This window comes from Trichococcus palustris, assembly GCF_900114465.1.
Classification (GTDB): Bacteria; Bacillota; Bacilli; order Lactobacillales; family Aerococcaceae; genus Trichococcus; species Trichococcus palustris.
This window is the reverse complement of sequence record NZ_FOTD01000014.1, coordinates 36,049-59,624: the sequence shown is the minus strand read 5'-3', so window position 1 is coordinate 59,624 and position 23,576 is coordinate 36,049. Positions and strand designations below refer to the sequence as shown.

Genomic DNA, 23,576 nt, shown 5'->3' with positions numbered 1-23,576 from the left:
GATGAATCCTGCGCTCAGAGTCTTTCGCAATTTTTGTACCAAGATAAATGATGCAAATTTTACTTGGGATTCAGAGTTCAACTAAATAGATAACATGATCCTACCATCAAGGAGCCGCACCCGAAAAAAGGTGCGGCTCCTTTTTTTATTGAAATCCTTCCGAAAAGCCTTCGCATCAACGTTTGCCAGGATGCGATTTTTTTTTGAATGATTTCGAATAGGTTTTTGGAAGAATTTCGATGTTTTTGGATGAAAATGATTGCTTTATTTAAATGGAGGTGTTATTATTCTTTTCGAGAGGTGATGAGAAAGTGCTTACAGAAGAGAGACACAAATATATTCTGGACGCTTTAGCCAAAGGAAATATTCTCAAACTGCAGGATTTGGTGGAACTGACAGGCAGCTCGGAATCGACGATACGACGCGATTTAAGCACGTTGGAACAGGGCGGTTTCTTGGTGCGTGTCCACGGCGGAGCGAAACGCAGCTACGAGGTGAGCGCTGAAGACCGGATGGATGAAAAAACCTCTAAAAACGTTCATGACAAACAACGCATTGCGGCAAAGGCTGCGCGGATGATCAGCGATGGGGACGTTATTTTTCTGGATGCGGGGTCCACTACCTATGAAATGATACCGCTTCTAAAAGGACGGAACATCACCGTTGTCACAAACGGGGTGCCACACGCCAGTCTCTTGACGGATATGCAAGTTGAAACGATTCTCATCGGCGGAAAGATCAAAATGGAGACAAAAGCAGTCATCGGGCCAACCAGCCAAATGCAAATGCAAAGCTACCGTTTCAGCAAAGCTTTTCTCGGCATCAACGGCATAGACAAGCAATTCGGATTCACGACGCCGGATGCAGAAGAGGCAGCCATCAAACGGATAGCGATCGAAAACAGTGCACAAAGTTTTGTTGTAGCTGATGCATCCAAATTTAAGAAGGTCAGCTTCATCAAGGTTTGCGATATAGAAGATTGCAGCATCATCAGTTACAACGTATCTACAGAGATTAAAAAAAATCTGGAAGACAGCACGAATATTTGGGAGGGAGAATAATGATATATACAGTAACCTTAAATCCATCCATCGATTACATCGTCCATTTGCCTAGTCTGCAATTGGGAGAAGTGAATCGTATCCAGGAGGATTTTAAATTGCCCGGCGGAAAAGGGATCAACGTCTCACGAATCCTGAATCAACTGGAAGTGGAGAACACAGCGCTAGGATTTCTGGGCGGCTTCACGGGCAAGTATATCGAAGATTGGCTAGTGGCAGAAAAAAGCAACATCCATTTCACGCACGTCGAGGAAGCAACGCGCATCAACGTGAAAATCAAATCCGGAGTCGAAACGGAGTTGAACGGGCAGGGTCCCCATATCGAGGCAGCGGTTGCAGAAGATTTTTTGAAACAATTCGATGCATTGAATCCCGAGGAAGACGTCGTGATTTTAGCCGGCAGTAAACCAGCCAGTTTACCGGAAGATTATTATCAAACAATCATCCAAAGGTTGACGGATAAGCAGGTGACGTTTGTCATCGATACGACCGGTGAGGAATTGAAGAACGCATTGCCTTACCATCCGCTTCTGGTGAAGCCGAATCACCATGAATTGGCGGAGTTGTATGATACGACTTTCCAGACGGACGAGGATATCTTGCCTTACGGAAAAAAATTGATTGAATCCGGAGCACAATTCGCCATCATTTCAATGGCGGCAAAAGGGGCCATCCTGTTCACACCGAAAGGCGTGTATCATGGGAATGTACCCAAAGGAACAGTAAGGAATTCAGTCGGTTCCGGAGATTCGATGATTGCCGGTTTTGTAGGCACTTATACGAAGACACATGATCCATTGGAAGCATTTAAAGTCAGTATTGCTTGCGGAAGTGCCACAGCATTTGCAGATGATTTAGCCAAACGTGAAGAAATTGATGCCTTAGTCAAACAAGTCACTATCAGTCAGCTTTAGGGAGGAGACCCCATACAATGAAGATCAATGATATTTTATTAAAAGAATTAATGGTTATGGATTTGAAAGGTACGACAAAAGAGGGCGTTATCGATGAAATGATTGCAAGCCTATCGGCAAATGGCATCATCAATGATACAGCTGTTTATAAAGAAGGAATCATGAAAAGAGAGGCACAAACATCAACCGGGTTAGGTGATGGGATTGCAATGCCGCATGCGAAAAACAAGGCAGTCAATAAAGCGGCCGTTGTCTTTGCGAAGAGTGAAGCCGGCGTGGACTACGCCTCATTGGACGGTCAACCGGCACATCTATTCTTCATGATTGCCGCTCCGGATGGCGCGAACAACGTCCATTTGGAAGTGCTGGCATCGCTATCGCGTCTATTGATCAATCCCGATTTGCTTGCTTCATTGAAAAAAGCAAAAACTCCGGAAGAAGTACAAGCATTGTTTGCTGCTGCTGAAGCGGCAAGGGAAGCAAAAGAAAAAGCGGAAATGGCTGCAAAAGCTGCGCCGGTTGCGCCGACAGAAACAAAACGTCCCTTTGTCATTGCGGTAACAGCCTGCCCTACGGGGATTGCGCATACCTACATGGCGGAAGATTCCTTGAAACTAATGGCTGAAAAAATGGGTGTGGATATCCGCGTGGAAACAAACGGATCCGACGGCGTTAAAAATGCTTTGACGGCTGAAGAAATCCGTCGTGCTGATGGAGTCATCATCGCAGCGGACAAAAAAGTCGAATTGGCTCGTTTCAACGGAAAACACGTGTTGCAGAGACCAGTAAGCGACGGCATCAATAAAGCCGAAGAATTGATCACAAAAGCGATTAAACAAGAAGCACCAATCTTGAATGTCGAAGGGGACTCCTTTGCGGTAAGCGGAAGCGATGAAAAACCTTCCATCATCGGCGGAGTCTATAAAGACCTGATGAACGGGATTTCTCATATGTTACCGTTCGTAGTCGGCGGCGGGATTTTGATTGCGATTTCGTTCCTGTTTGAAAGTTCTTTTGGAGCGGATAGTCCCTTATTCTTATCCTTCATGGCAATCGGTGGCGCTGCATTCCAATTCCTGATTCCGATTCTGGCTGGTTATATTGCAATGAGTATTGCTGATCGTCCCGGGTTGCTTCCAGGTATGGCTGGTGGATTCTTGGCTGTATCCGCAAATGCCGGTTTCTTGGGTGGTTTGGTGGCTGGTTTCATGGCCGGTTACATTATGGTTTACTTGAAAAAAGCTTTCAAAGGCTTGCCAAGAGCTTTGGATGGATTGAAGACGATCCTTTTGTATCCAGTATTCGGCTTGTTGATTACCGGCCTATTGATGTACTTCATCGTAGGACCTATCTTCTCGACCATCAATACGGCAATGATTGGTGTCTTGGAAAATCTTGGAACCGGTAATGCAGTGTTGCTGGGTGCGGTATTAGGCGGCATGATGGCAATCGATATGGGTGGTCCTTTCAACAAGGCAGCCTATGCCTTCTCAATCGGGGTCTTCACGGATACCGGAGATGGAAAATTGATGGCAGCAGTAATGGCCGGCGGGATGATTCCTCCTTTGGCAATTGGGATTGCAACATTATTATTCAAAAATAAATTCTCAGATATTGAACAAAAATCAGGTCTTTCCAACATCCTTTTGGGTCTATCGTTCATCACGGAAGGTGCGATTCCTTTTGCGGCAGCGGATCCGATGCGCGTCATCGCTTCTTCTATCTTAGGTTCAGCAGTGGCAGGTGGCTTGACGCAACTTTGGCATGTTTCGATTCCAGCTCCACATGGCGGAATATTCGTCATCACGCTGGCTAACCATCCTTTGATGTTCTTGTTGGCACTGTTGATCGGAACGGTCATCTCCGCATTGACTCTGGGCTTCTGGAAGAAACCTATCGAACAGGTGAAATAACAGAATAGTTGCATAATAGAAAACGGGCGGAGTAAAATCCCTGCCCGTTTTCTGTTGGTTGGGAAAGGAAAAGAACGATTCATTCCCCGCCAGAAGAGATGGAGGACTTCCCGTCCTAAAATATTAAAAAATGGGATGATTTTCATGAAAGATATGCTATAATGCATATTGTTAAAATAAAATGAGTTAATAAAAAACAATCTCATAAATGTATTGTTACAATAATATGAGAATCTATAAAGGAGGTAAAAAGGCATGGTAGCAAAGGAATCAATTAAAAAAGTGGTTTTGGCTTATTCAGGCGGGTTGGATACATCCGTAATCATCCCTTGGTTAAAAGAAAATTACAACAACTGTGAAGTAATCGCTGTAGTAGGAGACGTAGGACAAGGTGATGACTATAGTCGATTGGAAGAAAAAGCGATCAACTGTGGCGCATCGAAACTGTATGTCGCAGACTTGAAAAAAGAATTCGTAGAAGATTTCATTTGGCCAACACTGCAGGCAGGTGCTAAATACGAAGGACAATATTTATTGGGGACTTCATTCGCCCGCCCGATCATCGCAAGAAGAATGGTTGAAATTGCACATTTGGAAAATGCGGATGCCATCGTTCATGGTGCAACCGGAAAAGGAAATGACCAAGTTCGCTTCGAAGTCGGCATCAGAGAATTCGATCCGAATATTACCATCATCGCTCCTTGGAGAGAATGGGAACTGACTTCCAGAGAAGATGAATTTGCATATGCTGCAGCACACAATGTTCCGCTTCCGATTACGCTTGAAACGAACTATTCAAAAGATAAAAACTTATGGCATTTATCACATGAAGGCTTGGATTTGGAGTTGACTGCCAATGAGCCTAATTATGATAAAATCCTGGAAATGTGCGTAACGCCAGAAAAAGCACCGGACGAAGCGACCTATGTGACGTTGGAATTCAAACAAGGGAAACCTGTAAGTTTGAACGGTGAAGTGTTGGACGGCATCGCATTGATCGAAAAATTGAATGTCATCGCAGGCGCTAACGGCGTCGGCATCATCGACATCGTTGAAAACCGTCTGGTCGGCATGAAATCCAGAGGCGTTTATGAAACACCTGCTGGAACCGTTTTGTATCATGCTCATGATAAATTGGAACAACTTTGCTTAGACAAAGATACATTCCAATACAAACAAACGTTATCATCTAAATATGCAGAGCTTGTCTACAATGGCCTATGGTACACACCTTTACGCAAAGCTTTGGCTGCTTTTGTGGACGAAACGCAAAAGAACGTTGAAGGTTTCGTGAAAATGAAACTGTACAAAGGAAATATCATCGATGCTGGTGTCGTCAGCGCGAAATCACTATACAGTGAAAGCTTTGCGACATTTGAAAGCGATGATGTCTACAACCATACAGATGCAGCTGGATTCATCCGTCTGTTCGGATTGCCAACTTCCATCCGCGTGATGAAAGAACAAGCGCCAAATCAAGCAACGCATGAAGCTTTAGGCGACTTACTGAAATAAAGAAATCGAATGGCAGTTGTAAAGCTGTCAACCTTGAAAAACCGCAGAAATCAGATAACATGATGATTTCTGCGGTTTTTTTTGTGGGGAAATACGCAAAAAACTAAATAAGGCATTGCCGATACTTGGCGGCATAGAAAAGAACGGGGGGATAAGCGTGAAAGATGAGGATTCCGTTCGACGAAATAGGGGCAATCGTGATTCTTTTGCTCCTATATCTGTGATAGGCTAAAGTTATAAACTGTGTTAAAATGAATGCATTCAAAGAAAGTTATATAAAGGAGGAGGATAAGCGTGAATCAAACAGGTGAATGGAATAAAGCTCGTAAAATCATCATCGGCATCGTTGATGTGTTTTTATTCATCGGATCATTGCTGCTATCTTTTTATTTAAAATTCGGTAAAAATATACCTATAGTAAACTTCGAGGCTTTCCAAGGTAGCATCATCTATGTCTCCCTGGCCTTCCTTGTCGTCAATATTTTGGTCGGTACGTATATTTTCTATAATAAATCCATCAGTGATTTCTTATTCATTACCGTTATCGGACAATTTGTTTTATCGTTGGTTATCATGGTTTTGACGTTTGCCGGCAGATGGTTGACCTTCCCGCGTTCGGTTATACTGATCAATTTCTTCGTCGGAACGATCATTTTGTTCCTGTGGCGAGCGGTTGTCTTCAAAATCTACCAACGGATGAGCGGCAGCAAACGCGTATTGATTTTGGGGATGGAGAAGGACGTATTTGCGGCGGTGGATAATTTCACCAATACAAAAAGCATCCGCCATGTCGTGACCCATGTCGTGCTTTCGGATTACTACGAGAATGTGTCCCGACATTTGGACGAAATTGACATCGTCTATCTTGCCAGCCAGATTGAAGAGTCGGAGAAGCTGAAAATTTATGACTTGCTGACGAGCAAAGAAAAGAAGATGTTCCTGAACACCAGTTTCGAGAACCTGATCATGGTCAACCCCAATATGATGAACATTGAAGATGAGAGCATCATCGAAGTGTCGGCATTCCGCATTCCGCAAGAGGACGGTTTGATGAAACGGACCATCGATGTCATCGTCGCCGTTTTAGGGATTGTTGTCACTTCGCCGATCATGGCCATTGCGGCTATATTGGTAAAACAAAGTTCGGAGGGTCCTATTTTCTATAAACAGACACGCATCACGAAAGACGGCAAGGAATTTGAAATCCTGAAATTCCGCAGCATGGGCGTGACTGCTGAAAAAGAATCAGGGCCGGTGCTCGCAACCAGCAACGATGTCCGTGTGACGCCCGTAGGCAAGTATTTGCGCTCGTTGCGGATCGATGAACTGCCGCAACTGTTCAATGTCTTGAGCGGGGATATGTCCTTGGTCGGTCCGCGTCCAGAACGTCCTTTCTTCGTGGATCAGTTCAAGGAATTGAATCCTCATTACTATTTGCGCCATAATGTCCGCGCCGGGATTACCGGCTATGCACAAGTCTATGGTAAGTATGCCTCCGATTTCAACAGCAAACTGAATTTCGATTTGATCTACATCAAAAAGTATTCGCTGGTGTTGGACTTGAAAATCATGCTGCAGACCGTCAAAATCCTGTTCGATAAAGTTTCTTCGCGCGGTGTTGACGAAAGCGAAAGAACGGTTCATTCCGAACAAGAAATTGAAGCCCGTGGCATCAAAGTGATTTATTGACAGCCCATTTAAAAACCTTCATTGTAGACGATCACTGTCTCTGCAATGAAGGTTTTTTGTTTACATGAGATTGCCGTAAAGCTTTGCCAAGCTGATTGCGGGATCAGTATAATAGTTATGATGATGTTCCGGTAAAAAAAGAAAGAAATATGCATAGAATTGCGATACAATAGATAAATAAAGCTATTCCATCTGTCTGTTTGGGCATGAAATGGAAAGCATATGATCAAATACGAAATGAGTGAAAAAGATGAATTTTGAGTACAAAGATGATAGTTTTGCTTTACACACCGATTTATACCAAATTAATATGATGAAAACGTATTGGGATGAAGGAATCACTGAAAAACGCGCTATTTTTGAACTTTATTTCCGCAAATATCCATTCAAGAATGGCTATGCCGTTTATGCGGGACTGGAACGTTTAGTTAACTACATTCAAAACTTGAAGTTCTCGGATACAGATATTGATTATTTACGGGAAAAAGTAGGGTATGACGAAGGCTTTTTGGAATACTTGAAAAATTTCCGGTTTAGCGGTACCATCCGTTCCGCGGTGGAAGGCGACTTGGTCTTTGCGAATGAGCCGATTGTCCAAGTGGAAGGACCTTTGGCGGAATGCCAATTGATCGAAACGGCGCTGCTGAATATCGTCAATTTCCAAACGTTGATCGCCACAAAAGCGGCACGCTTGCGTTATGTCTGTGATGGGGATCCGTTGATGGAATTCGGCTCCAGACGGGCGCAGGAGATGGATGCTGCCATTTGGGGGACGCGCGCTGCCTACATCGCCGGATTCAATGCGACAAGCAATGTGCGGGCAGCGAAAATGTTCGGCATCCCGGCTTCCGGGACGCATGCCCATTCCATGGTGCAGGTATACCGAAACGATTATGATGCCTTCATGGCGTATGCGCGCTCGCACAAAGACTGCGTATTTCTGGTGGACACCTATGATACCTTGAAATCCGGCGTTCCTAATGCCATCAAGGTGGCGAAAGAAATGGGTGATAAAATCAATTTCCTTGGCGTCCGCATCGACAGCGGGGATATGGCCTACATTTCCAAGAAGGTGCGCCAACAATTGGATGAAGCCGGCTTTACGGAAGCCAAAATATATGCATCCAATGACTTGGATGAATTGACCATCCTGAACTTGAAAATGCAAGGGGCAAAAATAGACGTCTGGGGTGTCGGTACGAAACTGATTACCGCATATGACCAACCGGCTTTGGGTGCCGTCTATAAATTGGTTTCGATCGAAGATGAAACCGGCAAGATGGTCGATACGATGAAAATCTCCAGCAACGCTGAGAAAGTCTCTACGCCAGGCAAAAAACAAATATGGCGCATTACCCGCAAACGGGATGGCAAATCGGAAGGGGATTATATTGCCTTATGGGAGGAACGTCCGGATCAAGAAAAAGAACTGTTCATGTTCCACCCGGTCTTCACCTACATCAACAAGACGATCAGCGATTTCGATGCACGGCCGGTTCTGCAGGACATCATCGTGGACGGTAAATTGGTTTATGAATTGCCGGTTCTAGCCGATATCAAGGCGTTCTCCGAAGATCAAATGAATGGGCTGTGGGATGAATATAAGCGCATCCTGAATCCGGAAGACTATCCGGTCGATCTGTCGCAAAAGACCTATGACCACAAGATGAATACAATCAAGCTGATTAAGGAACAGATTAAAACAGAAGCTGTATTGATGGAAAAAGGAAAAAAATAATAAATAAAATTCAACCTGGGAGTGAAGTAAATGCGTCCTTTACAAAAAGAGATTATTGAAGCCTTAAAGGTAAAACCTATCATAGATGCAAAAGAGGAAATTCGTTTAAGCATCGATTTCATGAAAGATTATTTAGCTGCGCATCCCTTCTTGAAGACGTTCGTTCTGGGGATAAGCGGAGGACAAGACTCCACGCTTACCGGCAAGTTGGCGCAGATCGCCATCCAAGAAGTCCGTGATGAGACAGGCGACGACAGCTACCAATTTCTTGCGGTCCGCCTGCCATACGGCATACAGTTCGACGAATCGGATGCCCAAGCGGCACTGGCCTTCATTGCGCCGGATCAATCCCTGGTTGTCAATATCAAGGAAAGTGTAGATGCTTCCCTTTATGCTCTGGAAGAATGCGGTTTGACCATCACGGATTTCAACAAAGGAAACATCAAAGCCCGACAAAGGATGATAGCGCAGTTCGCTATTGCCGGCGATAGGAGCGGAGCGGTTCTGGGGACCGACCATGCAGCCGAATCGGTGACCGGTTTCTACACCAAATTCGGCGATGGAGCGGCTGATTTATTGCCGATTTGGCGATTGAACAAGCGGCAAGGACGTCAACTGCTGCAAGAATTGGGAGCTCCGGCTTACCTCTACGAAAAGGTACCGACCGCCGATTTGGAGGAGCACAGACCAGCTTTGCCGGATGAAGTAGCGCTTGGCGTCACGTATGAAATGATCGATGACTATCTGGAAGGGAAAGACATTCCGGACAAAGATGCTGAAACGATAGAAAATTGGTACAGCAAAACAGAACACAAACGTCATTTACCGATAACCGTATATGATGATTTTTGGAAATAGCATCAATCCATTCAGATGGCGAGGCAAGTCTATTGGAAAATAAAAAAGATTTACAAGATAGGAAAGTGAATACATATAAAGGTGGTAAGAGCAGAAAAAAAATTCTGCTCTTACAATTTTTTAGCCTGCTGGCGACGATTTTGGCTGTCCATCTGTATTTGCAATGGTGCCAAAATGGGTTGGATCCAGCGTTGGTCATCAATTTTGTTTTCGCATGGCACACGGTGAAATTCCTGGTCAGTACCGGTGTTCTGCTGGCCGCAGGCTTATGGCTATGGGCCTTGTCGGGAAACATCCGGGTGACGAACGCCATCCTGCTGTTTGCCGGAGGGGCGGTAGGATTCGCTACCTACGAAAAGATGAAGCAACGGAATGAACCTGTATATCCCAGTGATTTGGAGATGGTGAAGGAAGCCAGGTTTCTGCTGGGAATGCTGACCGCAAGGACGCAGACGCTCCTTATCTTAGCCATTTTGGTTTGCGCGGGCATCTTCCTCTACCTTTTGAGGGAAAACAAAATGAGGGCTTCCGAAAAACTGGACTGGAAAACCCGTTTCGCGCTGTTTGGCGTATCCTCCTTGGCGCTGTTCTATATCGGGCAATTCCAGCAAGAGGGGAACCTCTTGAAGAAAGCCTATGACCGCACCGCCTATTGGATCCCCTATAGCCAGCAAATGAACTATTACAATAATGGTTTTGTGGCGGGATTCCTCTATAATTTTTCGGCGGCGCCGATGGAGATGCCGGAAGGATACTCCGACGCGGAAATCAGTGGATTGAAGGAAAAGTATCAGGCGATCGCTAACGAAATAAATGCAGCAAGGACGCAGAAGCAGCCGCAAGCGAACATCATCTACATCATGAATGAGAGCTTTGCGGATCCGTTGGAATTGAAAGGGATCGATTTGAAGTTGGATCCGATCCCCTTCACCAGGGCGCTGAAGGGCACTTCCTACAGTGGCGCAATGCTGTCGCAAGGCTATGGCGGAGGGACTGCAAATATCGAGTTCGAGGCCTTGACCGGTCTTTCGATGGAACCGTTCGCGTCGAACATCACTACCCCGTATACCCAGTTTTTGTCGTCCAATGACGCATTCCCCTCGGTCGTATCCCGCCTGGAGGAAGCCGGTTACCATTCCACCGCCATCCATCCTTTCAATACCACGATGTATAAGCGGAAAGAAAACTATCAGACACTGGGTTTTGATGAATTCAACTATGACGAAACGATGGTGAATGCCGAAAAAATCGATACAAATCCCTATATTTCCGATCAGTCCGCCTATTCGGAAGTTATCCGGACGATGGAAAACAGCTCCGGAAAGGATTTTATCCATCTGGTGACGATGCAAAATCATACCCCCTATATCAATAAATATACCGATCTTTATTCCTATCAGGAAACGGGCGTGGAGGATAATGCCATCCGCAATTATTTGCAGGACCTTTCCTACAGCGACCAAGCATTGGCGGAGTTGGTCGAGAAATTGAAAGGATGGGAGGAGCCGACCGTAGTCGTCTTTTGGGGCGACCACTGGCCGAGCGTATTCGGAGAAACCGTATTTTCCGAAAATACGATTCAAACGATGCATGAAACGCCCCTATTGATTTTCAGTAATTTCGGGAGCGAACAGAAAGACTTAGGCGTCATCAGTCCGATTTATTTCTTTTCGGAAGTTTTGAAAATGACGCAAACACAGGTGACGCCTTTCGAGGCCTTGCTTCAGGAGCTACAAAAAGAAATACCCGCCTTTGAAAAAACGATGTACGTAAAAGCGGAAGACGGTGCATATGTTTCTTCCCGTTCGGATCTTTCCGATGAGGCTCAGGTCGTTCTTGCGGACTATGATATGATTCAATATGACCTCACAGCGGGACAGCAAATAAGTCTGGAAAAGGGCTTCTTCGAAATAGGAAAATAGCCAAAGGGTTTTGCAGTCCCCCAGAAATTATTTGCAAGAACCGCTATAATCCCATATGATTAGAGGAGTAGAGGAAGAAAGGGGGGACATCGGTGAGCTTCTTCGTGCGTTTTGTTTTTTTGTTTTTTGCAACCATTTTAGTCAGTGCTGCGCTGACCTATTCGTTCCGCAAGTTGGCTTGTCGCTTCCATTGGACCGATAAGCCATCAAAAGCTAAAGTGCATACCAAAGAAACACCTACAATGGGCGGTATCGCCATCTTTTTGACGTATTGGGGAATGTACTTCATCGGCATCCCGCTCGGCAATCGAATGCCGGATGTCCTCGTTATCTTTTTGAGTTCGTTGGTCATTCTGTTGACCGGCATCGTGGATGACCGGTATGAACTGAAGCCGCGGCAAAAGATGGCTGGAATCCTGTTGGCCTCAAATATTGTCTACTTCTTCACTGAAATCAAAGTGGACAGCTTCACGGTGGATATCTTAGGGACCATCGCGTTCCATCAATTAGGCGGCTATCTGGTGATGATGCTGTGGATTGCGCTCATTACGAATGCAGTCAATCTGACAGATGGGCTGGACGGCCTGGCGGCGGGGACATCGATCATCTCCTTGGCGACGATGGGGCTGGTCAGCTATTTGTTCACTGAAACGATGAGTATTGCAGTCGTCGTTATGATTTTCCTTTTGGTGGCGAGTTTGCTGGGCTTTTTGCCATTTAATTTTTATCCCGCATCGATTTTCTTGGGGGATACGGGTTCCTTGTTCATCGGCTATATGATTTCGTTGCTTTCCCTGTACGGACTGAAGCATGCCACCTTCGTTTCGTTATTGATTCCGGTTGCGATTTTAGGGGTGCCGTTGACGGATACGATTGCTGCCGTTTTGCGCAGAACCATGCACAGGCGGTCCATTAGTTCGAAAGATAAAAGCCATCTGCACCATCGTTTGTTGCGTCTGGGGTTCACCCACAGGCAAACCGTATTGGTCATCTATGCTTTGGCGATCATCTTTTCTATGACGGCATTGCTGTACCCGATATCCAGCTTCCTAGGTACGATTGTGCTGACGATCGGCGTCATTTTCGGGGTCTTCCTGTTCATTGCATCCTTCAATCTATTGGACAGCCGGAATTCCAAATTACGCAGAGCCTTGTATCGCCTGATGCGCGAAAAAGGGAAAAAAGAAAAATAAACTGCTCGATTGTCCTAAGAAAGGGCGCAATCGGGCAGTTTTTATTTCATTCGAAATCTTCGTCATCCAGTGTGGCATCGTCTGCATCCGTTCGTGCAAGCCGTTTTTCGACGTAGCCCTGTTCACCGACTTCAAAGACGACACGGCCGTTCATGATGTTGGTGATTTCCCCTTGGAAGGCAGCGACTTCTTCCTCGGGAATGCCGCAGACGAAGCACACTTGATCGGTATATTGTGTATCCACCAACGTGTATTTCGATTGCTGCAGGTAGTTTTCCAGCTTTCCTGAGGCTGCGTAAGAAACGATGCTTCCGACTTTTCTCTGAAGGGAGCGTTCCACAAGCCCGATTTCGTTCAGTGCAGTGGAAACCGATTTGCTGTAGGCGCGGATCAGTCCGCCCGCACCCAATTTAGTACCGCCGAAATAGCGGGTCACAACGGCCGCTACATAGTGGAGGCCGTTCTTCTTCAATACTTCCAGCATGGGCACACCGGCTGTGCCGGAAGGCTCACCATCATCGTGTGCCCGTTGGATTTCATTTTGGTCACCGATTAGATAGGCAGAACAATTATGCGTCGCCTTCCAATGATCCTTTTTTATTGCTTGGATGAATTCCTTCGCTTCGTCTTCTGAATAGACGCGTTTCAAGGTGCAGATGAAGCACGATCCTTTTATGACGATTTCCGTATTTCCATCATGTGCGATTGTTTTATAACTGGTTAACATATCCATTCCTCCCCTGAAAAGATTCCTGATTTATTCTATCACAGATTCGAGCTATTCCGGTGTGCCGGAGGGGCTGAAAATTGCTTCCCCATCATTTCCATTTGTGGTATTGTATGTAAGAATAGATGGAAAATGGCCGCAAGAGGCCGATAGAAAGGTGATCTGCGTGAAAGCTACAGATTTAATCGATGTAATCAAAATGAAAAAAATTGTCGGAACCTTAACGGCCGACTTAACTATCAATGCCATCAGCCAGGATTCCCGCGCCATCCAGCCGGGTGATCTCTTCATCTGCATAGAAGGCACCCAAGTGGACGGCCATCGCTACGTAGAGAAAGCAGCGGCAAACGGTGCAAGCCTGATCGTCGCACGCAAGGACATCCAAGCGATAGCCGGCGATGTGCCGGTCGTCTATGTTTCGGATACGGGGAAAGCGATGAGTCTGCTGGCAAACCGTTTTTATGACTACCCCAGCGAAGCGATGCAAGTCATCGGCGTTACGGGGACAAACGGAAAAACGACGGTGACGTATCTTGTCGAAGCCATCCTGAAGGGGTTGCATCACAAAACCGGCTTGATGGGAACCATTGAAATGCATGTCGGCGACGAGGTCATTAAAACAAAAAACACTACCCCAGACAGCATCACGATGCAACAATCGCTGCGTCAAATGGTGGACATGGAAACGGAATACTTCACGTTGGAACTGTCTTCCATCGCTTTGGAAATGGGGCGCGCGTGGGGGCTGGATGTGGATGTGGCGATCATGACGAACTTGACGCATGAACATATGGAATTCCATCACACCATGGAAGCTTATGCGGAATCCAAAAAATTGATCTTCTCCCAATTGGGCAACGGCAGAAAAAATGGCCGCACCAAAACGGCTGTTTTGAATGCCGATGACGAGACGATCCATAGTTACCGCATCGCTACGGCTGCCGAGGTGATTTCCTACAGCGTCGAAGATGAGACGGCCGACTTTTTTGCGGCGAACATTTCCTATAGCCAAACCCAGACGCATTTCGACCTGATCGTGAATGGGGAAAGCTACCCCGTCGTGACGAATTTGGTCGGCCTGTACAATGTTTCGAATACGTTGGCCGCTTTGGCTGCTGTCTACGCTACCGGCATCGCTCTGGAAGATGCGACGAAGGCGGTCGCCAACCTTGAAGGCGTTGCAGGGAGACTGGAGATCGTTCCAGGGGCTCAAGACATCGGCGTTTACGTTGATTTTGCGCACTCGCCGGATGCGATGGAAAAAGTGTTGAGCGTTGTCCGGGAATTCACCAAGGGAAGGCTTATCTCCGTGTTCGGCGGAGCCGGCGAACGCGAGCATGAGAAACGTCCGATCATGGCGCGCATCGGGACGGAATTATCCGATCATGTTGTCCTGACCACGGACGATACCGGCAAAGAGCCGCAGGAACAAATCATTGAAATGATGATTGCGGGCATTGAAAAAGATAACTACGAATATATCGAAAACCGTGAAGAAGCGATACTGCATGCGATCGCGATGGCTGAGCCGGAAGATACGGTCATCATCCTGGGACGTGGCCACGAATCGGACTATAACGACAAGGGAACGATGAGATACCTTCTGGACAGCGAAGTCGCAGCAAGAGCGATTGCCGCCAGGAACGCGAAACGGTCCCGCTAAGCCCACCGGAAAGAAATCCGCGGGAATGAGCGAAGGCGGAAGAACCGGTGCGGCATTTCATGGATATGATCAGCAGGCATTAGATACATTATTGGGAAGGCAGGACTTTTTACGTTCTGCCTTTTCCTGTACACTGATAACAGAAAGGAGAACGGCATATGAGAGTTTTTATCGGCATCGAACTATCTGAAAAAATGAAGAACCATCTGAAGACCATCCAAGCGGAAGTAAAAAAAGGCTGCGAAAGTGGAAAGTTCACCGCTGAGGAAAATTTCCATCTGACGCTCCGCTTCATCGGGGCTGTTACTGGAGAGCAATTGGATAAGATCGAGGACATACTTGCGGCTTCCACAGCCGAACAGGCACCATTCATGATCAAGACCAGTCAGTTGGGGGCATTCCCCAAAAAAAATAAAGCGGTCGTTTGGGTGGGGATCGAAGCGAATGAAAAGCTGCAGCTGTTATATAAGCGCGTGAACGCTGCCTTGCTGTCGGAAAATATAAAGATGGCTGACGAAGTCGCCTTCATCCCGCATCTTTCCTTAGGGCGGGGCATTGTGTTGTCCAAAGAATGGGGCGAACCGGGGGCGTTTGCCCCCGCCGATCCTGTTCGAATGAAAGTCTCGCAGCTTACGCTATTCGAGAGCAAACAGGTGGAGGGGCGTTTAGCCTATATTCCCTTGAAGCAATTTCCGTTCAGAGGCTGAAAATATTTTTACGGTATTTTTAGCCATTTTGGACTGTACAACTGCTGAAAAAAGGCGTATTATGTAAATATCGTTTCAATCTTACTGGCCATGTGGCGGAATAGGCAGACGCGCCAGACTCAGAATCTGGTATCGGTTTCGATGTGAGGGTTCAAGTCCCTTCGTGGCCATAAATAAAATAAAGCGAGGGGGCTGTCTCAGTTCGAGACAACCCCCTCTTTTTGTTCTTCTTTCAGGAAGGTCCGGGAAATTTCCCGGGCCTATTTGCGTAGCTAACAGGTGTAGGGCAAGCAACAAAAGGGGAAGTGGGGAGTATGGATGATCAAGAATTATTATTCGGCAGAGAACTGACCAAAGAAGAGTTGCGGAATGTGGACGCCAGCATCCTGGAACGGGCCGAAAAGAAAGCCGGTTTCAGCCTGGTGAAAGGGACACCGGTCTGTTCGCGCTGCGGGACAAGTAATAAAAAGAGCCTTGTGAGCGCGCCTTGCTTTTGCGGCGGGAAATGTTTTTATTGTGCGGATTGCCTGAATATGGGGAAAATAAAGGCCTGCACAGAACTTTATCACCTGCCCGAAGCAAACCGATTCGAAACCATTCCGGGACCCGTTTTGGAATGGCAGGGGCAATTGTCCCCTGAACAGGAGCGAGCATCAAAAGAAATCATCGCCACTGTAAAGGGAAAACAGACCCGCTTGATCTGGGCGGTTGCCGGTTCGGGCAAGACGGAAATGATTTTCGCGGGCATTGCTGATTGCCTGAAACAGAATGGCCGCGTCTGCATCGCATCGCCCCGGGTGGATGTTTGCCTGGAATTGGCGCCGAGGATCCGCCAAGCATTCCCGCTGGTTCCGCTGGCGCTATTGTATGGCGGGGCTGAAGAAAGCTACCGTTACACGCCGCTTGTGATCGCCACAACGCATCAATTGCTGCGATTCAGGGAAGCATTCGATCTATTGATCATCGATGAAATCGATTCTTTTCCTTACCATAACGATGACGCTTTGCAATTTGGCGCGCAGAAGTCACGGAAAAAAGAGAGCGCATTGATCTATTTGACGGCCACGCCTTCACGGGAGATGCAAAAGGAAATCAAAAACAGGGAATTGACGGCAACCATCCTGCCCGCGCGCTACCACAAATACCCTTTACCTGAACCGAAATGTTTGTGGGTCGGTGATTGGCGGAAAGCGATCGCGAAAAAGAACAGCAGAACCAAATTCATGCTGCTGATCCGCAGGCAATTAGAGAGCGGAAGAAGATTTCTGCTGTTTTTGCCCCACATCCGCTTGATGGAGTCGTTGGAAATCTGGATGCGGGAACTGTTCCCTGAAAAGAAATTCACTTCCGTTTCAGCAGCCGATCCGGAACGTGAAGAGAAAGTCAAAAGAATGCGTTCCGAGGAATATGATTTTCTGATGACGACGACAATTTTGGAAAGAGGGGTTACCTTCCGGGATATCGATGTCTTTGTTTTGGGGACAGAAGACAGAGTATTCACCGAATCCTCTTTAGTCCAGATAGCCGGAAGGGCCGGGCGCCACAAAGATTTCCCGACCGGGTTGGTTGTATATGGACACTACGGGAAAACGAAAGCGCTGAAGGGCGCGGTCCGGCAAATAAAAGAGATGAACAGTGAGGCGCGGAAGAGAGGGTTGCTGCATGGGCCAATGCCTGTTTTGTGATCGCTGGATCACTGAAAGTTTGACGTTGCGGGAATTATTCCAATTCCGGGAGAGGCTGCCCGCACTGGCCTGTCAGGAATGCCTACGGAAGCTGCCCGCCCTGTCGGGAACGACCACTTGCCCAGGCTGCATGCGCAGACAGGAAACAGGGGATTATTGCGAGGATTGCCGGAATTGGGAGCGGCTTTATCCGCAATTGGCCATCAGGCATACCGCTTTTTATGCCTATGAGGGGGCGGTGAAAGATTGGCTGCATCGTTATAAGTTTCAAGGGGATCATCGTTTGACCGGGGCTTTTCGAACGGAACTGCAGCAGTATCAGCAAAAAAATAAAGGCGCACTCTTCGTTCCGCTGCCGATATCCCAAACCAGTTTTGCAGAAAGAGGATTCAATCAGTGCGAGGAGATGCTGAAACAGGCGGGGATACCGAGTCAAATGCTTATGGGAAACAGCCATCAAGGAGGCAAACAATCCGAGAAAAACAGACAAGAACGGATGGCATCCCAACAACCTTTCGATTTAAGGCAGGATTATGAAGATTATTTGAAGAAGAAAATCATTCTTTTTGACGACGTATATACCACTGGAAGAACGCTACACCACGCCAAAGCGCTCCTGTACAAGTATGGTTTTGCATCGGTGGAATCTTTTTCGATTGCTAGATAATCCGATTGAAATACATTGTAATATTAACGCGCTTACATTATAATATAGTTAAAGAAACCTCCTATGAGTGGTCCATAGGCATAGGGTTGTCTTTATCTGATGATGAATCAGACGAAAGGAGAGAGTGCTATGTTTAAGTATAATGTCCGAGGAGAAAATATTGAGGTAACCGAACCGATTCGCAACTATGTTGAAAAAAAACTGGGCAGATTGGATAAATACTTCACAAATGTGCCGCCTGAAACCACAGCACATGTAAATTTGACGGTATATCCTTTCCCAGCTGAAAAATCAGCGACGGTGGAAGTTACGATTCCTCTACCATTCCTTGTTTTAAGAGCAGAGGAAACCTCAAGTGATTTATATGGGAGCATTGATTTAGTTGTGGATAAATTAGAACGTCAAGTCCGCAAATATAAAACCAAAATTCACCGTAAATCAAGAGAAAAAGGATTTGATTTAGGCAATGGGCCGCAACCGGTGGAAGAGAAATTGGAGGACGATGAAAACCAACTTGAAATCGTTCGTACCAAACGTTTGTCTCTTAAACCTATGGATAGCGAAGAAGCTGTATTGCAGATGAATATGCTTGGACATAACTTCTTCATTTTTGAAGATTCAGAAACGAACGGCACGAGCATCGTGTACCGCCGTAAAGACGGCAAGTTCGGTCTTATTGAAACAGATTAAGCCGAGAAAAGGCACGCCGACCCAGCAATTGGGAACGCGGCTTAACAAATAGGTTTTGAATAGCTAATGGGTCCGGGACTTCAGTCCGGGACCCGTTTTTTTGATTGGATATCATTTTTGATGGAAAATTGGTTTGAACTTTCTGAACAGGCCACGGATCAACTCATAATTTATAAAATAGTTTAAAATGCTGCAAAGTAATGATAGAATGGTAAAGATATAAGAATTAATGAAAAAACGCCGAAAAGTTCCTCGTTTTGGGCATGGAATATAAGGCGCATTCTTTTCATATTAGGTTTTAGCCTCGTTTGACACACAAAAAATAATTGAGATGATGGCATCATCAACACAGTTTCAGCCGTGAGTCCTTGGCGTCAACGGAACCAATTTTTTAGGCGTACGGACAAGTGAGATTCCCCTTGCCTTAGTTAAGGAAGCAGTCAGCAGGTTACAGACAAGAACGTTTAAAAAAGAGGATGAGGCAAAGCGCCGGTTTTTTGTTCCGGCCCAGGTGCCAAATATAAATAAAGTTAATCAGACAGTAAGAGGAGATATAGAATGGCCAACTTTTTAAAGAAACTCATCGAGAATGATAAAAAAGAATTGCGATCTTTAGAAAAGACTGCAGATAAAGTCATCTCCTACGCAGATCGTATGGAAGCTTTGGATGACGAAGAATTACGTGATTTAACAAACGCTCTGAAGGAACGCTACCAAAAAGGCGAATCCTTGGATGACCTATTGCCAGAAGCTTTTGCGGTAGTCCGCGAAGGGGCCAAACGCGTATTGGGATTATATCCGTATAAAGTGCAGATCATGGGCGGTATCACGCTGCATAAAGGGAATATTGCCGAAATGAAAACAGGGGAAGGTAAAACCCTTACGGCGACCATGCCGGTTTATTTGAATGCACTCTCTGGCGAGGGCGTACACGTTGTCACCGTCAATGAATACTTGGCAAGCCGTGATGCAGTTGAGATGGGTGAATTATACCGTTTCCTAGGATTGACCGTCGGACTGAACCTGAATGGAAAAACATCTGAAGAAAAACGTGATGCCTATACTTGTGACATCACCTACAGCACGAACAACGAGCTAGGTTTTGACTATTTACGCGACAACATGGTTGTATACAAAAATCAAATGGCGCAGCGCCCATTGAATTTTGCTGTTGTCGATGAAGTGGATTCCATTTTGGTCGATGAAGCCCGTACACCGCTGATCATCTCCGGGCAAGCCGAAAAATCGACCGCGCTCTATAACCGTGCCGACTTCTTCGTCAAGAGCTTGAAAGAGGAAGAAGACTACACGATCGATTTGACATCCAAATCCATTTCACTGACGGATGAGGGGATCGAGAAAGCAGAAAAGACTTTCCATTTGGAGAATCTTTATGATGTCGACAACACACGCTTGGTGCATCATGTGGATCAAGCTTTGCGTGCAAACTACATCATGTTATTGGACATCGACTATGTTGTGGATGACGGTAAAGTTAAAATCGTCGATCAATTCACGGGTAGAATCATGGAAGGCCGCCGTTACTCTGACGGTCTGCACCAAGCCATCGAAGCAAAAGAGAACGTCGAAATCGAAAATGAATCGAAAACAATGGCAACCATCACCTTCCAAAACTATTTCCGGATGTATGCAAAATTATCCGGGATGACGGGTACTGCCAAAACGGAAGAGGAAGAATTCAGGGAAATCTATAACATGAATGTCATTCAGATTCCGACGAACAGACCAATCGTGCGTAACGATTATCCGGATTTGTTGTATCCATCGTTGAAGAGCAAATTCAAAGCGGTTGTGCAAGACATCAAAGTCCGCCATGAAAAAGGACAACCGATCCTTGTCGGTACAGTAGCCGTAGAAACATCGGAACTGTTGTCGCAATTATTGCATCAAGAAAATATTCCGCATCAAGTATTGAATGCGAAAAACCACTTCAAGGAAGCTGAAATCATCATCGGCGCTGGACAACCGGGTGCGGTTACGATCGCAACCAACATGGCCGGTCGTGGGACAGATATCAAGCTCGGCAAAGGCGTAAAAGAAGTAGGCGGATTATGTGTCATCGGTACAGAGCGTCACGAATCCCGCCGTATCGACAATCAGTTGCGGGGACGTGCCGGTCGTCAAGGAGATCCAGGGGAAACGCAATTCTATCTGTCGCTTGAAGACGATTTGATGAGAAGATTCGGTTCAGAACGCATTCAACAGGTTTGGAGCAGGCTGAATTTGGATGATGAAGCAGAAGATGTGGTCATCCAAAGCAAAATGCTTTCAAAACAAGTGGAATCCGCACAAAAACGTGTAGAAGGAAACAACTACGATACACGTAAAAACGTATTGGAGTACGATGAGGTTATGCGTGAACAACGTGAAATCATCTACGGCCAACGTCTGGATATCATCAATGAAACCAAATCATTGAAATATGTCACGACAGCAATGATCAAACGCAGCATTGCCCGTGTAGTGGAAACACATACGCTTGGGGAAAAGGCGAACTGGAACCTTCAAGGCATCCGCGACTTTGCCGGGGCTGCACTCGTGCATCCGGATAGCATCGCATTGGCTGACTTGGAAGATAAATCGGCCCATGAGATCGAAGAGTACCTGAATGAACGCGCCATCGCGGTATACCAAACGAAAGAGTCCCAATTGAATCCGGAGCAAATGCTGGAATTTGAGAAAGTAGTCATCCTACGCGTCGTCGACAGCAAATGGACGGACCACATCGATAACATGGATGAACTCCGTCAAGGGATCGGCTTGCGCTCTTATGCACAGAACAATCCGTTGACCGAATATCAAACGGAAGGCTACGATCGTTTCCAAGAAATGATCGCGACAATCGATTATGAGGTAACGCGCATTGTCATGAAATCGGAAATCCGCCAAAACCTGCAACGCGAATCAGTGGGCCAAGGATCGAATATCCGTCCTACCCGTGAAACAGAGGCCTCTCAAGCAGAGCTGCTGGAACAAGCAAGAAGGGCACAAATTGCCTCTTTAAAAATGCGTCAAATGATGGAAATGCAGAAACAACGCCAAGCACAAGCCGTAAAACCGGTTAAGAAAGCTGCAAAAGCAAAAGAAGCAGATGCGGAAGATAAAAAATAGCATTTCCGCAATGTAGAACAGCGCAAATGTCATTAATAAAAACATAGACCAGTTGATGGAGGGTTAGGATTAAAACAGAATCTTGTTTTTATCCTGGCCCATCTTTCATTCTGGTAATCATCAGGAGGAACATACATGGAATTAAGTGAAGTAAAATCATTATTGGAAGAATCGCAAACAAAAATAGCTAGCTTCAGGAGGTCTCTTTGACTTAGATGGCCTAGAAACAGACATCGCAGAATTTGATGACCGTATGCTGGACCCCGAATTCTGGAGTAATACAGAAGCGGCTCAAGAAATCATCAACCAAGCCAACCAATTAAAAGCCGTTTACCATACTTTCAAAGAGTTGGAAGCAAAATACGAAGACCTAGAAGTGATGTATGAAATGGTCAAAGAGGATGACGACCCAGAATACGTGGACGAATTGGCTGAAAAAACAGCGGAATTCACGGAAGCGCTGGAAAAATATGAATTGACGATGTTATTGAACGGACCGCATGATAAATCAAATGCCATCTTGGAAATCCATCCAGGGGCAGGCGGTACGGAATCCCAGGACTGGGGCAGTATGTTATTCCGGATGTATACACGGTGGGCCGACAAAAAAGGCTTTGACGTCGAAACATTGGATTACCAAAGCGGCGATGAAGCCGGGATCAAGAGTGTCACGATTTTGATTAAGGGCTTGAATGCATACGGCTATTTGCGTTCTGAACGTGGCGTGCACCGTCTTGTCCGTATTTCACCGTTCGATTCAGCCGGAAGAAGGCACACCTCCTTCTGTTCAGTCGATGTCATGCCTGAAATAGCGGCCGATGATGCCGAAATAGAAGTGAATCCGGATGATCTGCGGGTGGATACTTATCGCGCAAGCGGTGCCGGCGGACAGCATATCAACAAAACTTCTTCAGCAATTCGGATCACCCATATTCCGACAGGGATTGTCGTAGCCAGCCAAGCACAACGTTCCCAATTCCAAAACAGGGATACAGCGATGGGGATGTTGAAAGCTAAGCTATTCCAACGCCAGGAAGAAGAACGCGAAAAGGAATTGGCGGCTATCCGCGGGGAGCAAAAAGAAATCGGTTGGGGTTCCCAAATCCGTTCCTACGTCTTCCATCCCTATTCGATGGTGAAAGATCATAGAAGCGGTTATGAAACAGGCAATGTGCAAGCGGTGATGGATGGCGATTTGGATGCCTTCATCGATGCTTATCTGAAAAAAACAATGGATCAGGAAGAAGCTTAAGGGATCCGGATCGTTTGCAAAAGTCCAGCGGAATGCCAGCTGCAATATTTTTGGAAGTGCAAGTTTCATGGCCAATCTCCTCATCAACAAGCTTTTTTCTCAGCTTCTCGTAACAGAAACCATGCTTTTTGAAATAGATTTGTAAAGAAACTAAAACAGACATTATTTCTTTGCGTGCTATAATAGGGAAGCATTCCTGTGCGCCCGGCAAATGATACCGGGAAATTGCATGGGAAAAAAAAGAAAAGAC

General features: G+C 46.2%; 17 protein-coding genes and 1 tRNA gene. 17 read left to right on the top strand and 1 reads right to left on the bottom strand.

Features of this window, described 5'->3' with window-relative positions; all coding sequences use genetic code 11:
* The first annotated feature begins 311 nt into the window (after nucleotides 1-311).
* The 9 genes from BM101_RS09895 (at nucleotide 312) to BM101_RS09855 (ending at nucleotide 12,803) form a co-directional block, all read left to right on the top strand.
* Nucleotides 312-1,061: a DeoR/GlpR family DNA-binding transcription regulator gene (locus BM101_RS09895; RefSeq protein WP_087033053.1), complete on the top strand. Its 750-nt coding sequence runs from the start codon at nucleotides 312-314 to the stop codon at nucleotides 1,059-1,061.
* Nucleotides 1,061-1,975, top strand: coding sequence for a 1-phosphofructokinase (gene pfkB / locus BM101_RS09890; protein WP_087032797.1), 915 nt, complete (start codon nucleotides 1,061-1,063; stop codon nucleotides 1,973-1,975). Before BM101_RS09895 ends, pfkB begins: the two co-directional genes overlap by 1 nt.
* A 17-nt stretch (nucleotides 1,976-1,992) precedes the next feature.
* Nucleotides 1,993-3,888 (top strand): PTS fructose transporter subunit IIABC, encoded by a 1,896-nt coding sequence (locus BM101_RS09885; protein WP_087032798.1) that lies wholly within the window; start codon nucleotides 1,993-1,995, stop codon nucleotides 3,886-3,888.
* Between the two features lie 255 nt (nucleotides 3,889-4,143).
* Nucleotides 4,144-5,403 (top strand): argininosuccinate synthase, encoded by a 1,260-nt coding sequence (locus BM101_RS09880; protein ID WP_087032800.1) that lies wholly within the window; start codon nucleotides 4,144-4,146, stop codon nucleotides 5,401-5,403.
* 294 nt (nucleotides 5,404-5,697) lie between these two features.
* Complete coding sequence (locus BM101_RS09875) at nucleotides 5,698-7,092, top strand: sugar transferase (protein ID WP_087032801.1); 1,395 nt, start codon at nucleotides 5,698-5,700, stop codon at nucleotides 7,090-7,092.
* A 250-nt stretch (nucleotides 7,093-7,342) separates the two neighbouring features.
* Nucleotides 7,343-8,830 carry a nicotinate phosphoribosyltransferase gene (locus BM101_RS09870; protein ID WP_087032803.1) on the top strand — a complete coding sequence of 496 codons (1,488 nt, stop codon included), beginning with the start codon at nucleotides 7,343-7,345 and terminating at the stop codon, nucleotides 8,828-8,830.
* A gap of 30 nt (nucleotides 8,831-8,860) precedes the next feature.
* The gene (gene nadE, locus BM101_RS09865; protein WP_087032805.1) at nucleotides 8,861-9,688 is read left to right on the top strand and encodes an ammonia-dependent NAD(+) synthetase; all 828 of its coding nucleotides are present in this window, start codon (nucleotides 8,861-8,863) and stop codon (nucleotides 9,686-9,688) included.
* 32 nt (nucleotides 9,689-9,720) lie between these two features.
* Nucleotides 9,721-11,610, top strand: a complete 1,890-nt coding sequence (locus BM101_RS09860) for an LTA synthase family protein (protein WP_143084455.1) — start codon at nucleotides 9,721-9,723, stop codon at nucleotides 11,608-11,610.
* A gap of 92 nt (nucleotides 11,611-11,702) precedes the next feature.
* Nucleotides 11,703-12,803 carry a glycosyltransferase family 4 protein gene (locus tag BM101_RS09855; RefSeq protein ID WP_087032808.1) on the top strand — a complete coding sequence of 367 codons (1,101 nt, stop codon included), beginning with the start codon at nucleotides 11,703-11,705 and terminating at the stop codon, nucleotides 12,801-12,803.
* A gap of 46 nt (nucleotides 12,804-12,849) precedes the next feature.
* On the opposite strand, the gene BM101_RS09850 is transcribed toward BM101_RS09855, so the two are convergent.
* Entirely contained in the window at nucleotides 12,850-13,530 is a 681-nt protein-coding gene (locus tag BM101_RS09850) for a YigZ family protein (RefSeq protein ID WP_177194473.1), read from the bottom strand.
* A gap of 166 nt (nucleotides 13,531-13,696) precedes the next feature.
* Here BM101_RS09850 and BM101_RS09845 point away from each other — a divergent pair, with 166 nt between their 5' ends.
* The 8 genes from BM101_RS09845 to prfB all read left to right on the top strand — a co-directional run bounded on the left by BM101_RS09845 (nucleotide 13,697) and on the right by prfB (nucleotide 23,326).
* Nucleotides 13,697-15,193: a UDP-N-acetylmuramoyl-L-alanyl-D-glutamate--2,6-diaminopimelate ligase gene (locus tag BM101_RS09845; RefSeq protein WP_177194472.1), complete on the top strand. Its 1,497-nt coding sequence runs from the start codon at nucleotides 13,697-13,699 to the stop codon at nucleotides 15,191-15,193.
* A 158-nt stretch (nucleotides 15,194-15,351) separates the two neighbouring features.
* Nucleotides 15,352-15,900, top strand: coding sequence for an RNA 2',3'-cyclic phosphodiesterase (gene thpR / locus BM101_RS09840; RefSeq protein WP_087032813.1), 549 nt, complete (start codon nucleotides 15,352-15,354; stop codon nucleotides 15,898-15,900).
* 86 nt (nucleotides 15,901-15,986) lie between these two features.
* A tRNA-Leu gene (locus BM101_RS09835) sits at nucleotides 15,987-16,070 on the top strand.
* A 144-nt stretch (nucleotides 16,071-16,214) separates the two neighbouring features.
* On the top strand, nucleotides 16,215-17,585 hold the full coding sequence (locus tag BM101_RS09830; protein ID WP_087032815.1) for a DEAD/DEAH box helicase: 1,371 nt from the start codon (nucleotides 16,215-16,217) through the stop codon (nucleotides 17,583-17,585).
* On the top strand, nucleotides 17,563-18,252 hold the full coding sequence (locus tag BM101_RS09825) for a ComF family protein (RefSeq protein WP_087032817.1): 690 nt from the start codon (nucleotides 17,563-17,565) through the stop codon (nucleotides 18,250-18,252). The genes BM101_RS09830 and BM101_RS09825 overlap by 23 nt, the downstream gene beginning before the upstream one ends.
* Nucleotides 18,253-18,381: 129 nt before the next feature.
* The gene (hpf, locus tag BM101_RS09820) at nucleotides 18,382-18,942 is read left to right on the top strand and encodes a ribosome hibernation-promoting factor, HPF/YfiA family (protein ID WP_087032819.1); all 561 of its coding nucleotides are present in this window, start codon (nucleotides 18,382-18,384) and stop codon (nucleotides 18,940-18,942) included.
* A gap of 558 nt (nucleotides 18,943-19,500) precedes the next feature.
* Nucleotides 19,501-22,074 (top strand): preprotein translocase subunit SecA, encoded by a 2,574-nt coding sequence (gene secA / locus BM101_RS09815; RefSeq protein WP_087032821.1) that lies wholly within the window; start codon nucleotides 19,501-19,503, stop codon nucleotides 22,072-22,074.
* A gap of 135 nt (nucleotides 22,075-22,209) precedes the next feature.
* Nucleotides 22,210-23,326, top strand: a protein-coding gene (gene prfB, locus BM101_RS09810; RefSeq protein ID WP_143084454.1) for a peptide chain release factor 2 whose coding sequence is annotated in 2 segments (ribosomal slippage) — nucleotides 22,210-22,281 and nucleotides 22,283-23,326 — 1,116 coding nt in all. Because the reading frame shifts where the segments join, the coding sequence is not laid out codon by codon here.
* The last annotated feature ends 250 nt before the right edge of the window (nucleotides 23,327-23,576 follow it).

What these genes read in the sequence shown, in the direction of transcription:
- nadE (WP_087032805.1), top strand. Translation starts at nt 8,861, where the DNA reads ATGCGTCCTTTACAAAAAGAGATTATTGAAGCCTTAAAGGTAAAACCT.
- BM101_RS09870 (WP_087032803.1), top strand. Translation starts at nt 7,343, where the DNA reads ATGAATTTTGAGTACAAAGATGATAGTTTTGCTTTACACACCGATTTA.
- BM101_RS09885 (WP_087032798.1), top strand. Translation starts at nt 1,993, where the DNA reads ATGAAGATCAATGATATTTTATTAAAAGAATTAATGGTTATGGATTTG.
- pfkB (WP_087032797.1), top strand. Translation starts at nt 1,061, where the DNA reads ATGATATATACAGTAACCTTAAATCCATCCATCGATTACATCGTCCAT.
- BM101_RS09880 (WP_087032800.1), top strand. Translation starts at nt 4,144, where the DNA reads ATGGTAGCAAAGGAATCAATTAAAAAAGTGGTTTTGGCTTATTCAGGC.
- BM101_RS09825 (WP_087032817.1), top strand. Translation starts at nt 17,563, where the DNA reads ATGGGCCAATGCCTGTTTTGTGATCGCTGGATCACTGAAAGTTTGACG.
- BM101_RS09830 (WP_087032815.1), top strand. Translation starts at nt 16,215, where the DNA reads ATGGATGATCAAGAATTATTATTCGGCAGAGAACTGACCAAAGAAGAG.
- secA (WP_087032821.1), top strand. Translation starts at nt 19,501, where the DNA reads ATGGCCAACTTTTTAAAGAAACTCATCGAGAATGATAAAAAAGAATTG.
- hpf (WP_087032819.1), top strand. Translation starts at nt 18,382, where the DNA reads ATGTTTAAGTATAATGTCCGAGGAGAAAATATTGAGGTAACCGAACCG.
- thpR (WP_087032813.1), top strand. Translation starts at nt 15,352, where the DNA reads ATGAGAGTTTTTATCGGCATCGAACTATCTGAAAAAATGAAGAACCAT.
- BM101_RS09850 (WP_177194473.1), bottom strand. Translation starts at nt 13,530, where the DNA reads ATGTTAACCAGTTATAAAACAATCGCACATGATGGAAATACGGAAATC.